Origin of the sequence: Aestuariibaculum suncheonense (genome assembly GCF_014596935.1) — a bacterium.
Taxonomy (GTDB): domain Bacteria; phylum Bacteroidota; class Bacteroidia; order Flavobacteriales; family Flavobacteriaceae; genus Aestuariibaculum; species Aestuariibaculum suncheonense.
Genome location: NZ_JACVXC010000002.1, coordinates 520,623 through 534,300, shown reverse-complemented (window position 1 = coordinate 534,300; position 13,678 = coordinate 520,623). Strand labels below are relative to the sequence as shown.

The window sequence follows — 13,678 nt, the reverse complement described above, 5'->3', positions numbered from 1 at the left end:
AGTTATAATAAAAGATGAAAATAGGTATTGTTTGTTACCCAACGTTTGGAGGTAGCGGTGTAGTAGCTACAGAATTAGGTTTAGAACTTTCTAAACGTGGTCATGAAATTCATTTTATCACTTATAATCAGCCGGTTAGGTTGGAGTTGGTGAGTAATAATGTGCATTATCACGAAGTGAATGTGCCAGAATATCCATTATTTCACTATCAGCCTTACGAGTTAGCTTTATCGAGTAAACTGGTGGATATGGTGAAATTACACGGTATCGAAATTTTACATGTGCATTACGCTATTCCGCATGCGTATGCAGCGTATATGGCGAAAAAAATGCTTATTGAGGAAAATATTTATGTGCCTATTGTTACTACGTTACATGGTACTGATATTACCTTAGTAGGAAGTCATCCATTTTACAGACCAGCGGTAACCTTCAGCATCAATAAGTCTGATGCGGTAACTGCTGTATCACAAAGTTTAAAGGATGATACCTTACGCTTATTTGATATTAAGAACGAAATTAATGTGGTATCTAACTTTATCGATTTGGATAAACATGATTGTAAGTTTACTGATTGTCAGCGTTCTTTAATGGCAAAGGAAAACGAACGAATCATCACTCATATAAGTAATTTACGTCCGGTAAAACGTGTTGAAGATGTTATTGAAGTCTTTTATAATATTCAAAAGGAAATGCCGGCCAAGTTAATGTTGGTTGGAGAAGGGCCTGAGCGTGAAAGAATAGAAGCGCGATGCATGGAATTAGGCATTTATAATAAGGTCGCTTTTTTAGGAAAAAGTAATGAGATTGATAAAATTTTATGTTTTAGTGATCTGTTTTTATTGCCTTCACAATCAGAAAGTTTTGGTCTGGCAGCTTTAGAAGCAATGGCCTCTAGTGTTCCTGTAATTTCAAGTAATACTGGAGGAATTCCGGAAGTAAACATTCACGGTGTTTCAGGTTTTTTAAGTGACGTAGGCGATATTGCCGATATGACTAAAAATGCACTTTACATTTTAGGTGATGACGATCGTTTAAAAACCTTTAAAGAAAATGCACGACAAACAGCTTTAAAATTTGATGTACATACTATTGTACCGCAATACGAAAAGATTTATGAAGATACCTTAGCAAAATGTTTGGTATTGTAGTTTTTAGGATGAAGTTATAACGGTATCCACCAAATATATTTATATAAAAAAAAGCGCCATAATTGACGCTTTTTTTTTATATATATTCTTTCGATTAGAATTGGTATCTAATACCTAAGGCGATATCAAAATCTAAGTCATCACTAAAATCTCCAAAACCTAATTCAGGTCTGAAATCTAACGATAACATTAATGGGATATCAAAATTGTATTCAATACCTAAGTCACCTGCAATAAAAATAAAGGTTTCACTATCATCGTTAAATTCAGGATGATTGTCCCAACTGTAAGATCCTAAACCTCCACCAGCACCAACATACCAGTTAAAACGGTTTTCTAAAGGAAATACCCATTGGTATAAACCGGTAAGTTTAAAACCATCCCAGTTGTTTCCGCTTCTCCATCCTAAGTCTGCTTCTAAACGGTTAGCAGTACCAAGAGCATGTTGGTAAGAGATTTCGGCTCCAAAGCCATCACTGTCACCAAGTCTTAAACCTAAGGCGTGTTTTGAAATGTCCTGTGCATTTGAGACAAATACAAATCCTAATACTGCAAATGCTAATAAAAATAATTTTTTCATAAAGTTTTAAGTTTTGTTTATTACATGAATATACGAAGTTTTTGAATAAAAAGATTATAATTTTCGTACTCCACAACTAATTGTAAAAATATGATGAAATTTGTAATTATATTTATCTTTTTTAGAAATTGTTGAAAACGTAACTTAGCAAATGACCTTAAATGCACATTTACAGACACTAAGCAAAACCTTATCTGGCGAATTATATGCTGATGATTTAATAAAAGCTATTTATGCTACCGATGCTTCTGTATACCGCATGTTACCTGAGGCCGTTGCTTATCCGAAAAATAAGGAGGATATCAAGTTGCTTATAGAATTTGCTAAGGTTCATAACACGTCTTTAATTCCCAGAACAGCCGGAACTTCACTGGCCGGTCAATGTGTTGGAAAAGGCATTGTTGTAGATGTATCCCGGTATTTTACAAAGATTTTAGATTTCAATGAAAAAACTAAAACAGTTACTGTTCAACCTGGTGTGATTCGCGATGAACTGAATAATTATTTAAAACCTTTCGGATTGTTTTTTAGTCCGGTAACATCGACTTCCAATCGCGCCATGATTGGTGGTATGGTTGGGAATAACTCTTCAGGGACAACCTCTATTCAATATGGTGTTACCCGCGATAAAGTTATTGAAGTACAAGCTGTTTTAAGCGATGGAAGTGAGGCTGTTTTTTATGAAGTAACTCCTGAAGATTTTCATAAAAAAGCAAAAGAACATAGCTTAGAAGGCCATATTTACCGTAGTATTTTTGGTGCTTTGAATTCTAAAGGTGTACAGGTGGAAATTAAAGATAAATTTCCCAAACCAGAGATTCACCGACGAAATACGGGTTATGCGATAGATGAGTTAATCAAATCGAATATTTTTAGTGATTCTGAAGCTAACTTCAATATGTGCCAGTTGCTGGCAGGTAGCGAAGGAACACTTGCGTTTTCAACCCAGATTACATTGCAGTTAGACGACTTGCCACCACAGGAAAGCATTATGATTGCAGCTCATTTTGATAGTATTGAAAGCTGTTTAAATGCGGTTGAGTTAACTATGGCTCATAACTTGTATACCTGCGAAATGATGGATAAAATCATTTTAGATTGTACAAAGAACAACCGAACCCAGCAGGAAAACCGTCGATTTATTGAAGGTGATCCGAAGGCTATTTTAATGTGTGAAGTTCGAGCGAATACAAAAGCAGAAGTTGATGTTTTAGCCGACAAGTTAGAAGCTACTATTGAGGCTTCAGGCTTAAGTTATGCGTATCCAAAATTGGTTGGTGAAGATATTAATAAAGCGAATACTTTACGCTGTGCTGGTTTGGGATTGCTGGGGAATATTGTTGGCGATAAAAAATCGGCAGCTTGTATTGAAGATACTGCCGTAGCTTTACCCGATTTAGCTAACTACATTTCCGAGTTTACTGCTTTAATGAAAAGCTATAATCAGGAAGCCATTTATTATGCGCATGCCGGTGCGGGGGAGTTGCATTTGCGTCCTATTCTCAATTTAAAAACAGCGGAAGATGTTGGACTGTTCCGAAAAATCACGACCGATGTCGCACATTTAGTAAAGAAATACGGCGGGTCTATGAGTGGAGAACATGGAGATGGTATTGTGCGTGGCGAATTTATTCCGTTAATGATCGGAGATATTAATTACCAGATATTAAAACGTGTAAAAGAAGCTTTCGATCCTGATAACATTTTTAATCCCGGAAAGATTGTTGATGCGTTACCAATGGATGAAAGTCTGCGATATCAACCCGATCGCAAAGAACCGAAAATAAATACGATGATGGATTTTTCATCGTCTTTAGGTATTCTTCGGGAAACCGAAAAATGTAATGGTTCAGGTGATTGTAGAAAGCCACCTGAGTTTGGTGGGGTGATGTGCCCTAGTTACCGAGCCACACGCCATGAAAAAGATACCACCAGAGCGCGAGCTAATGCGTTGCGGGAGTTTTTAACGAATTCCGAAAAGGAAAATAAATTTGACTACGAAGAGTTAAAAACTGTTTTCGATTTGTGTTTGAGTTGTAAGGCCTGTGCCAGCGAATGCCCGAGTAGTGTGGACGTAGCAACCTTAAAAGCAGAATTTCAATATCAATATCAAAAAGCAAATGGTGTGTCATGGCGAACCAAGATGTTTGCTTATAATAATACTTTAAATCGATTTGGAAGTAAATTTCCAGGACTTACAAATTTTATGTTTTCAAACGGGGTTACATCTACGTTGCTAAAGAAAACGTTTGGTATTGCTAAAGAGCGTCAGTTCCCTTTAATATCTAGGAAAAGTTTTGATAAAGCCTTTAAAGTCCTTGATGAAAAAACATATGTCAGTAAACCTATAAAAACGGTTTATTTGTTTAACGATGAGTTTTTGAATTATCTCGACACGCCTATAGGTATTGATGCATTCGAACTTCTAACGAGGCTTAATTATGAAATAAAAGTTATTAAGCACGCCGAATCCGGACGTACCTTTTTATCAAAAGGTTTGTTAGAACAAGCTAAAACCGTAGCAAATAAAAACGTTTCAATTTTTAAGGGTTTAGTTTCAGCTGAAACACCTCTTATAGGTATTGAACCTTCGGCAATTTTAAGTTTTAAAGATGAATATTTAAAGCTGGCTGAGGATAAAACGTCGGCAGAATATATTTCAAAACATGTGTTTTTAATAGAAGAATTTATTCAGCAGGAAATTAAACTAGGGAATATAAAACCGGAACAGTTTACTTTAGAAGCTAAAACCATTAAATTTCACGGCCATTGTCATCAAAAGTCATTAGGAAATCAATTGCCAAGTTTCGATGTGCTGAATCTACCTAAAAACTATAAAGTAACTATTATTCCAAGCGGTTGTTGTGGTATGGCAGGTAGTTTCGGTTACGAGAAGGAGCACTATGAAGTAAGCATGAAAGTTGGTGAGCAAACGCTGTTCCCGGCAGTAAGAAAGGCTCCAAGGGATACTATTATTTCGGCTAACGGAACCAGTTGTAGGCATCAAATAAAAGATGGCACGCAGCGCGAAGCCAAACATCCTGTAACGATATTAAGGGAAGCTTTATTAGATTAATTAGGGATATTTGATTTTTTAGACATCCAAATCAAGTCTTAATTCTATTAAAAGCTTAAGATTTCTTTTTTTGCTGTTCCACAATCGTAATAGCAGCAATTAAGTCTTTAATTTCTTTGTCTTCGAACTCTTCGTCAGGATAAAAGGGCGCCAGTTTATCGTTATTATAATTGTAGATTTTCCAACGCTTAAATTGGTATTCCAGAGCGGTAAAATTTTCAACCCAATCACCAGAATTAAGATAAACAGTTTTTCCGTGTTTATTCTCGATATACTCCATTTTAGGTTGATGAATATGTCCGCAAACCACATAATCGTAACCATTTTCAATGGCTAAATCAGATATGGTTTTTTCGTAGTCATCAATATATTTTACAGCACCTTTCACACCGTTTTTAACTTTTTTGGATAACGAATAACGTTCTTTGCCACGTTTATCCAAATACCAGTTTACTCCGCGGTTTAGTAGGGTTAACAAATCGTAACCATAACCTCCAAGTTTAGCTAGCCACTTAGCATTTTGAATAGAAACATCAAACACATCACCGTGAAAAAACCATGCTTTTTTACCATTTAGTTCCATAACTAGTTTATCAACAATAGAAATATTTCCAATGGTTGTGCCACTAAATTTGCGAAGCATTTCGTCGTGATTACCTGTAATGTAAATAATCTCGATACCATCAGCCGCCATATCCATGATTTTTTTAATGACTTTTAAGTGCGATTTAGGGAAGTAGCGCTTGCTAAATTGCCAGACATCAATAATATCGCCGTTTAAAATTAATGTTTTAGGGTTAATACTGTTCAAATAAGTTAACAGCTGTTTGGCGTGGCAGCCGTAGGTGCCCAAATGCACATCTGATATTACGGCGATTTCTATTTTTCGTTTAATCTTCAAGTGTTTATAATATTTACTCGATAATCGAGATTAAAATGTTCCGAGGCTTGCCTCGAAATAGAACAAAGGCTTCTTTTAATACCTTTAATGTTAACAACGAGGAAGTTTATTGTAAAATACGGGAACATATATTATCTAATCATTATCTGGTATTTATTTAAATATCAGTTTATTGTTAAGGTTGTGTTATCAGTTATTCCTGCTTTTTGTGTGTGTTTCATGCAATTTCATTTTCGTATCTCTCAGAATAAATTTACTTTAGCAAACAAAATTTTTAGACATGGCGGGAAATTCCTTCGGAAAACTGTTTACACTATCAACTTATGGCGAATCTCATGGTCCTGCATTAGGTGGGGTTATCGATGGTTGCCCTTCAGGAATTGAGTTAGATTTAGAGGCAATTCAAAATGAATTAGATCGTAGAAAGCCAGGACAATCGGCAATTGTAACTCAGCGTAAAGAGCCGGATACCGTAAAGTTTCATTCCGGAATATTCGAAGGAAAAACAACGGGAACATCCATTGGGTTTGTGATTGAAAACACCAATCAGAAATCTCATGATTACTCGCATATCAAGGATAGTTATCGTCCAAGCCATGCCGATTACGTTTATGATAAAAAATACGGATTTAGAGACTACCGTGGAGGCGGACGTAGCTCGGCACGTGAAACTGCAAGCCGCGTAGTTGCCGGTGCTGTAGCAAAACAAATGCTGAAGGACATCGAGTTTACGGCTTACGTATCGGCGGTAGGAACCATGAAATTAGATAAACCCTACACCGAGTTAGATTTAACGCAAATAGAATCGAATATCGTAAGATGCCCAGATGCCGATATGGCAGCAAAAATGGAGTCTTACATTAAAGATGTGCGCTCAAAGGGAGATACGGTTGGCGGTGTTGTAACCTGTGTGATTAAAAATGTGCCTGTTGGTTTAGGCGAACCGGTATTCGATAAATTACACGCCGAGTTGGGTAAAGCCATGCTATCTATCAATGCGGTGAAAGGCTTCGAATATGGGAGTGGTTTCGAGGGGAGCACCATGTACGGCAGCGACCATAACGATGCGTTTAATAACGACGGATCGACCAAAACAAACTACTCAGGTGGAATTCAAGGTGGTATAAGCAACGGCATGGATATTTATTTCAACGTAGCTTTTAAACCAGTAGCAACACTTATTCAAAAATACGAGACTATAGATAAAGACGGAAACACCGTAGAAATGCAAGGTAAAGGGCGTCACGATCCTTGTGTAGTGCCACGTGCGGTGCCTATTGTAGAGGCCATGGCAGCACTGGTTATTGCTGATTTCTGGTTACAGAACAGAGCTTTGCATTTGTAGCTGTTTCCCGCTTTCCGTTAAATCTTTTTACGCCTTAACCTTTCTGTTTAAGGCATAAAAAGGATATCACTTCAATCGGGGCTATGGCTCCGATTCATTTTAATAATATTTAGTAACTTCATCCCAAACAGAAGAAATTATTTAGTATGAAATGCCCATTAATAATAAGAACAAAATAAACGATATGGTAATTAAGGGCATTCCATCTGACAATTAAAAACAAATAAACATCAACAGATGAAAAAACTAGCATTACACTGGAAGATTATAATAGGTATGGTTCTGGGTATCATTTTCGGATTCATCATGAACGGTATTGATGGCGGAAAAGGGTTTGTAACCGACTGGGTTGCGCCTTTCGGAACCATCTTTATCAATCTTTTAAAGTTAATTGCAGTTCCGTTAATCCTGGCGTCTTTAATTAAAGGAATTTCAGATTTAAAAGACATTTCCAAAATTAAATCAATGGGATTGCGTACCATTAGTATTTATATTTTTACCACTTTAGTAGCTATAATCATTGGTTTAGGTATTGTAAATACCGTGAGACCAGGTGTTGGAATGCCTCAGGATACCATTGAAAAAATTAAGGCTAAATATGAAAACGATGCAGGTGTAGTTGATAAGCTAACCAAAGCAAGCGCTCAAAAAGATGCAGGACCACTACAGGCTTTAGTCGATATTTTTCCGAGTAATATTTTTCAATCGTTTGCCGAAGCTTCTATGTTACAGGTTATTTTCTTCGCTATGTTTGTGGGGATTTGTCTGTTGTTAATTCCTGAAAAAAAGGCAAAACCGCTCATTAAATTCTTTGATTCTCTGAATGAAGTCGTTATGAAAATGGTGGATTTAATAATGCTTTTCGCCCCGTATGCGGTATTTGCATTGTTGGCAAATGTCATTATAGCTTTCGATGATATTGAGATATTAATTAAACTATTATACTATGCAGGTTGCGTAGTTGGTGGTTTAATGATTATGATTGGGTTCTACTTGTTATTGGTAAGTATTTACGCTAAAAAATCACCATTGTGGTTTTTACAACAAATTAGCCCAGCGCAACTTTTAGCATTTTCAACAAGTTCTAGTGCGGCAACCTTACCTGTAACTATGGAGCGAGTAGAAGAGCATCTTGGTGTTGACAAAGAAGTTTCTGGTTTTGTATTGCCGGTTGGTGCCACAGTAAATATGGATGGTACCAGTTTATATCAGGGTATCGCTGCGGTGTTTATCATGCAAGTTATATGGCCAGAAGGTTTAACCTTTTCTAATCAATTAGTTATTGTGGCAACAGCCTTATTGGCATCTATAGGAAGTGCAGCTGTGCCAAGTGCCGGAATGGTAATGTTGGTTATTGTACTGGAATCCATCGGGTTTCCAGCAGAATTATTGCCTATAGGATTAGCGCTTATTTTTGCGGTAGACCGACCTCTAGATATGTGTAGAACCGTTGTAAATGTAACCGGTGACGCAACCGTATCGGTATTGGTAGCTAAATCTTTAGGTAAATTACACGAACCTCGTGTGAAAAACTGGGACGATAATTTAAAGAAATCATAGGTATGGCCAAACTTGTTTTAAAAGAGTCAGCAGTAACAGTCGATTGGCTTTATAAACGTTTAGATGCTGAAAATCTAGTGATTTTAGACGGAACCATCAATAAGACTTTCGATGCTTTTCAAGAGCAAATTCCAAATACGAGATTTTTCGATATAAAAAATAAGTTTAGTGAAGTTGGTGCGACATTCCCAAGTACGTTTCCTTCAGCAGAACAATTTGAACGAGAAGCGCAAGCTTTAGGAATCAACAACAATAGCGCTATTGTAGTCTACGACGACAAAGGCATTTATTCATCGGCTCGGGTGTGGTGGTTATTTAAAGCATTTGGACATGATAATGTGGCGGTTTTAAGTGGAGGATTTCCATCATGGAACAAAGTGAATTATCCAACGGAAGCTATGACACCATATTCCGGACAGGCTGGGGATTTTATAGCGGAATTACATCCTGAAAGCATGAAGTTCTTTGAGGACATGAAAAACGCGTCAGCAAACAAAACCCATACGATTATTGATGCACGTTCCCAAGAACGTTTCAATTGCGAAGAGCCAGAACCTCGTGAAGGATTGCGTATGGGAACCATTCCAAATTCGGTAAATCTACCGTTTACCGATTTACTACAGGATGGCGAATTAAAACCAACAACCGAAATTGAAGCTATGTTTTCTAATTTAGCCGAGAAGAATGAACCTATTATTTTCTCTTGTGGCTCAGGAATTACTGCTTGTGTTTTGGCTTTAGGAGCAGAGCTTAGTGGGTACAAGAATATCTCTGTTTACGATGGTTCGTGGACCGAGTGGGGAAGTCTTACCAAAAGTTAAAAAGTAATTAGAAATTAACTGATGCGATTTTTATTCTTACCAATACTGCTATTTTTTTTCAAAGGAAATACTCAAACTATTGACTTGCAAAACGGCGATTTAATTTTTCAGTCGATTGATTGTGGGCCGTTATGTGATGCGATAAAACAGGTAACTGAAGGCTACAAAGGTCTTGATTTTAATCATATGGGAATGGTGGTTATTCAGGGTAATGAGCGTTTTATTTTGGAAGCGGCAGGAACAGAGGTTGCTTTAACTCCTTACAAGGATTTTGTTTCAAAAACTGATTTACCGATGTTTGTTGGTCGATTAAAAAAACGTTATCAAAACTTGATTCCAAAGGCTATCGATTTTGGAAAAAGGCAATTAGGGAAGCCTTACGATGTGAATTATTTATACGATAATGATAAGTACTATTGTTCTGAGTTGATTTACGACTGCTTTTTAGATGCGAATGGCAAGCCATTTTTTAAACTCTTTCCTATGACTTATAAAGCCCTAGGTTCTGATGTGTATTTTGAAGTATGGGAAGATTATTTTAAGAAACTGAACATGGAAGTCCCAGAAGGACAGCCCGGTTGTAATCCCGGAGGAATGTCGCTTTCAAAAAAGATTAAAATCTTAGGGATACTTTAAGATTATTCCAAAAATTTACTTTTCAGTTCTGGTGTTGGAACCATGCACGATTCTTTTTTACCAAACCATTTGTATCTGTTTTTGGCAATCATATCATAAACCCAGTTTCTAATAAATGCCGGTATAATTAGAAATGCCGATAGAATATTTATCGGAAAGTTTAAATGCGAAGCGATTTTTAAAGCCGCTGTAGATTTGTAAGTGATGCCTTTTTCAGGAGAGTAAAGCAGAATGGAATCGGTTTTTGAAGTGTCTATATTGTAGTCTTTTATAATTTGTGTTCCAATGTCGCTTTGCAGCGCAGTAAATAAGAATCTATTTTTCTTATCGTGTTTAATAATGAATTTTACGCTGGAATTACACAAATTGCAAACGCCATCGAAAAGAATGAGTTGTTTGTTTTCTGGGATAGCGACCTTCATGCTTTAAAGGTATAAAAAAGATAAAACTTATTGAACTACTTTATGCGTTCAACAAGTTCTAACTGGTCTAAACTTACATTTGTGGTGAAAATACCGTAGTTAACTACGGCTTTATTTTTCTCAATTTTATCAATAGTTCCAATCGCACGACCGTCTTCTAGGCGTACACGATCGCCAATGGTTAAAATAGGTTTTGGCTTTGGAGCTTCAATAGCTTTCTGTTTCGCTTCTTTTTTCTTTTCGCGAATCATTTCAACCTTTTTCTCAACTTCTTTTTTAACCTTGTTTTCTTTGGCTTTTATTTGTTGTTTTTCCTTTTTTGTGACTTTTTGACGTTTTGAATTTTCAACCTGAACCAACTTGAATAACTCGTCCATTAAGGCACGTTTTTGTTTGTTGTTGAAATACTTGTCGGCTAAATCATCAACTTTTTGTCCGATGTAAATTAAACGCTGGTTGCTATCGTAAAGTTCCTGGTAGCTTTCAAGTTTCTTTTGAATACGATTATTGATTTCTTCCAGTTTATCGGCTTCTTCAATTTTCTTTTTCTCATTCAGTTTTAAAGATTCGCCTGTTTTTTCAAGTTTAGAGCGTTCTTTTTGAAGTTTAGCTATCGTGGCATCAAAACGGACTTTACTGCGCTCAATTTTCTTCTTAGCACGGTTAATTAACCCGAAAGGGATACCGTTTTTCTGAGCCACTTCAAACGTAAAACTACTTCCGGCCTGACCAATAACTAATTTGAAAAGCGGTTCTAAAGTGCGCTCGTCAAAAAGCATATTGGCATTTAGCATGTTTGGTAATTCGTTGGCTAATATCTTTAAATTGGAATAATGCGTGGTAATAATTCCGAAAGCTTCACGGTGATAGAATTCCTCTAAAAATGTTTCGGCCAGAGCACCACCTAATTCAGGGTCACTTCCCGTACCAAACTCATCAATTAAAAACAGAGTGTTTTTGTTGCATTTCCTTAGGAAATAATTCATCTGTTTTAATCGGTAGCTATACGTACTTAAATGATTTTCTATCGACTGGTTGTCTCCAATATCACTCATTACCCGGTCAAACAGACTGGCTTTACTGCGTTCATGAACCGGAATAAGCATTCCACTTTGTAGCATGACCTGTAATAATCCAACGGTTTTTAAAGTGATACTTTTTCCTCCGGCATTAGGTCCTGAAATAACAATAATACGACTATCTTGTTTTAATTCTACAGTTTGAGGGAAGGTTTTCGTTTTCTTTTTAAGATTATTTAGGTAAAGTAAAGGGTGATATGCCTCACGTAAGAACATGCTGCGATCTTCGCTAATTTCGGGAAGTATGGCGTTTAAAGATTGTGCGTATTTGGCTTTTGCCGAAATCACATCGATCGTTATTAAAAATTCCTGATACTTGGCAAACAATTCATTAAACGGACGAATATATTCGGTAACTTCTTTTAAAATACGTGTGATTTCTTCCTTTTCTTCGTATTCTAAATTATTCAGTTCGCGTGAATATTTCAGGGTGGCTTCAGGCTCCATATATACAATGCTACCTGTTTTGCTGCTTCCTAAAATAGTCCCTTTTACCTTTCGACGGTACATGGCTTTCACCGCCAATACACGTCGGTTTTCTAAAACAGACTCCCTAATGTCGTCTAAATATTCTAATCCATTGTATGTGTTTAAAGCCGTAACGAAACTGCTGTTTATTTGGCCTTTTACTTTGTTAATAGACTGTCGTAATTCGTAAAGGGTATCCGAGGCATTGTCTTTTATATCGCCAAAACGGTCTATAATAGCATTAATCTTATCGATAACAATTTTAGTCACTTCGATGTGAGATGCGTATTCGTTAAGATTCGGATAGTATTCTTCAAACTTATTTAGGAATAAGACTATCTCGTTCGAGGTGGTTGAAATCGACGCGATTTTCTTCAGACTAAAAACCTCTAAGAAGGTGTTTTCAATATTTAAAAGCTTGATTTCTTTCGAAATGGTTTCGAAACTGTGGTTGGGAATGCGGTTATCGTTGGCGAATGATGATACATATTCGTTAGTTAACTGCAAACTGTTTAACAGTTCTGTTTTGTTTCTGTAAGGGGCTATTTCTAAAGCTCTTTCATTTCCAAGTGGCGTGATACAATGTTCGCTGACTTGTTGTAAAACGGTTGGAAATTCTAAGTCTTGTAATGTCTTGTCGTGAATGTTAATCATTCTTTGTCTTAAATGTGAATACGAAAGACGCAAAGTTACGCAATCTCATAATAAATTTGAAGTGCTAATTACTTGTCTCAAAAAATGTTAATTAACATTTGTAAGTTGTTCTTTAACAAAAGAATAACAGTTGTGTGTTGAAATAGTGAATACCTTGTTAGAGAAAAGTTGAGTATGAAGATGTTGTTTGAACATACGAATTGAAGTTTTAAAAAAATGTCATCAATCATCAAACTATAGAACAGTTTGCAAAGCTCAACATGGTTAGGTTGAGCTTTGTTTTGCCCCAATATATTTCGATATTTAATTACTCTGTGGATTATCTCGAAATCAATTAAAATATTTCAGTTTCTTGTACTTGGATTGTTACATCTTACCCATGTAACGAATCGCCCGTTCCGTAGCTTTTAATAATTTCGCTTTCAAAGGTAACAAGTTCTTTCCAGCGTTTTTCAACATTAACGCCTTTTCCATATGTTCTGGCGAAAGTGATGAATGTGGTATAATGACTCGCTTCACTGACCATTAAATCGTAATAGAATTTGGAAAGTTCTTTGTCTTTAATAGTGTTTGATAATAATTTAAAACGCTCACAACTTCTGGCTTCAATCATGGCTGAAAGAAGTAGTTTGTCTACCATACGCTGAATACGGTTCCCACCTTTATTCATAAATTTAAAAAGCTGGTGAACGTAGCTATCTTTACGTTCGGGGCCTAGTTCGTAACCACGGGCTTTAATAATATCGTGAACCATTTGAAAATGCTCCAGTTCTTCCCGAGCAATTTCAAGAAGTTCGGTGACCATATCGGGATATTCCGGATTTTGAGTAATTAAGGTAATGGCACTGGTTGCCGCTTTTTGCTCGCACCAGGCGTGATCGGTAAGGATTTCTTCTATGTTTGATTCGGCAAGTTTAGCCCAACGCGGATCGGTTTCCAGTTGTAAATGAAGCATAATTAAATTTTTGCAAAAATAAAGGTTTCC

The 13,678-nt window shown here is 36.5% G+C and carries 11 protein-coding genes; 6 read left to right on the top strand and 5 right to left on the bottom strand.

Annotated features, from left to right (window positions below; translation table 11 throughout):
• Window positions 1–14 precede the first annotated feature (14 nt).
• Window positions 15–1,151 carry an N-acetyl-alpha-D-glucosaminyl L-malate synthase BshA gene (gene bshA / locus ICJ84_RS07905; RefSeq protein ID WP_188215830.1) on the top strand — a complete coding sequence of 379 codons (1,137 nt, stop codon included), beginning with the start codon at window positions 15–17 and terminating at the stop codon, window positions 1,149–1,151.
• 94 nt (window positions 1,152–1,245) lie between these two features.
• Here the strand turns inward: bshA and ICJ84_RS07900 are convergent, their stop codons facing one another.
• The gene (locus ICJ84_RS07900) at window positions 1,246–1,731 is read right to left on the bottom strand and encodes a hypothetical protein (protein WP_188215829.1); all 486 of its coding nucleotides are present in this window, start codon (window positions 1,729–1,731) and stop codon (window positions 1,246–1,248) included.
• Window positions 1,732–1,882: 151 nt separating this feature from the next.
• Here ICJ84_RS07900 and ICJ84_RS07895 point away from each other — a divergent pair, with 151 nt between their 5' ends.
• On the top strand, window positions 1,883–4,807 hold the full coding sequence (locus tag ICJ84_RS07895; protein ID WP_188215828.1) for an FAD-binding and (Fe-S)-binding domain-containing protein: 2,925 nt from the start codon (window positions 1,883–1,885) through the stop codon (window positions 4,805–4,807).
• Window positions 4,808–4,862: 55 nt separating this feature from the next.
• Here the strand turns inward: ICJ84_RS07895 and ICJ84_RS07890 are convergent, their stop codons facing one another.
• Entirely contained in the window at window positions 4,863–5,708 is an 846-nt protein-coding gene (locus tag ICJ84_RS07890; protein ID WP_188215827.1) for a UDP-2,3-diacylglucosamine diphosphatase, read from the bottom strand.
• Window positions 5,709–5,988: 280 nt separating this feature from the next.
• Here ICJ84_RS07890 and aroC point away from each other — a divergent pair, with 280 nt between their 5' ends.
• From aroC to ICJ84_RS07870, 4 genes are all read left to right on the top strand, one after another.
• Window positions 5,989–7,053 carry a chorismate synthase gene (aroC, locus tag ICJ84_RS07885; RefSeq protein ID WP_188215826.1) on the top strand — a complete coding sequence of 355 codons (1,065 nt, stop codon included), beginning with the start codon at window positions 5,989–5,991 and terminating at the stop codon, window positions 7,051–7,053.
• 237 nt (window positions 7,054–7,290) lie between these two features.
• Window positions 7,291–8,613 (top strand): dicarboxylate/amino acid:cation symporter, encoded by a 1,323-nt coding sequence (locus ICJ84_RS07880; RefSeq protein ID WP_188215825.1) that lies wholly within the window; start codon window positions 7,291–7,293, stop codon window positions 8,611–8,613.
• A 2-nt stretch (window positions 8,614–8,615) separates the two neighbouring features.
• Window positions 8,616–9,434 (top strand): sulfurtransferase, encoded by an 819-nt coding sequence (locus ICJ84_RS07875; RefSeq protein ID WP_188215824.1) that lies wholly within the window; start codon window positions 8,616–8,618, stop codon window positions 9,432–9,434.
• A 21-nt stretch (window positions 9,435–9,455) separates the two neighbouring features.
• On the top strand, window positions 9,456–10,070 hold the full coding sequence (locus ICJ84_RS07870) for a YiiX/YebB-like N1pC/P60 family cysteine hydrolase (RefSeq protein WP_188215823.1): 615 nt from the start codon (window positions 9,456–9,458) through the stop codon (window positions 10,068–10,070).
• Between the two features lie 2 nt (window positions 10,071–10,072).
• Here ICJ84_RS07870 and ICJ84_RS07865 read toward each other — a convergent pair whose 3' ends face one another.
• The 3 genes from ICJ84_RS07865 to miaE form a co-directional block, all read right to left on the bottom strand.
• The gene (locus ICJ84_RS07865; RefSeq protein WP_188215822.1) at window positions 10,073–10,492 is read right to left on the bottom strand and encodes a thiol-disulfide oxidoreductase DCC family protein; all 420 of its coding nucleotides are present in this window, start codon (window positions 10,490–10,492) and stop codon (window positions 10,073–10,075) included.
• A 35-nt stretch (window positions 10,493–10,527) separates the two neighbouring features.
• Window positions 10,528–12,693: an endonuclease MutS2 gene (locus tag ICJ84_RS07860; RefSeq protein WP_188215821.1), complete on the bottom strand. Its 2,166-nt coding sequence runs from the start codon at window positions 12,691–12,693 to the stop codon at window positions 10,528–10,530.
• Between the two features lie 373 nt (window positions 12,694–13,066).
• A complete protein-coding gene (gene miaE / locus ICJ84_RS07855) occupies window positions 13,067–13,648 on the bottom strand; it encodes a tRNA-(ms[2]io[6]A)-hydroxylase (protein WP_188215820.1) in 582 nt (193 codons plus the stop codon).
• Window positions 13,649–13,678: the final 30 nt, after the last annotated feature.

Coding starts and splice junctions, on each gene's coding strand:
- bshA (WP_188215830.1), top strand. CDS start 15: ATGAAAATAGGTATTGTTTGTTACCCAACGTTTGGAGGTAGCGGTGTA.
- ICJ84_RS07900 (WP_188215829.1), bottom strand. CDS start 1,731: ATGAAAAAATTATTTTTATTAGCATTTGCAGTATTAGGATTTGTATTT.
- ICJ84_RS07895 (WP_188215828.1), top strand. CDS start 1,883: ATGACCTTAAATGCACATTTACAGACACTAAGCAAAACCTTATCTGGC.
- aroC (WP_188215826.1), top strand. CDS start 5,989: ATGGCGGGAAATTCCTTCGGAAAACTGTTTACACTATCAACTTATGGC.
- ICJ84_RS07880 (WP_188215825.1), top strand. CDS start 7,291: ATGAAAAAACTAGCATTACACTGGAAGATTATAATAGGTATGGTTCTG.
- ICJ84_RS07875 (WP_188215824.1), top strand. CDS start 8,616: ATGGCCAAACTTGTTTTAAAAGAGTCAGCAGTAACAGTCGATTGGCTT.
- ICJ84_RS07870 (WP_188215823.1), top strand. CDS start 9,456: ATGCGATTTTTATTCTTACCAATACTGCTATTTTTTTTCAAAGGAAAT.
- ICJ84_RS07865 (WP_188215822.1), bottom strand. CDS start 10,492: ATGAAGGTCGCTATCCCAGAAAACAAACAACTCATTCTTTTCGATGGC.
- ICJ84_RS07860 (WP_188215821.1), bottom strand. CDS start 12,693: ATGATTAACATTCACGACAAGACATTACAAGACTTAGAATTTCCAACC.
- miaE (WP_188215820.1), bottom strand. CDS start 13,648: ATGCTTCATTTACAACTGGAAACCGATCCGCGTTGGGCTAAACTTGCC.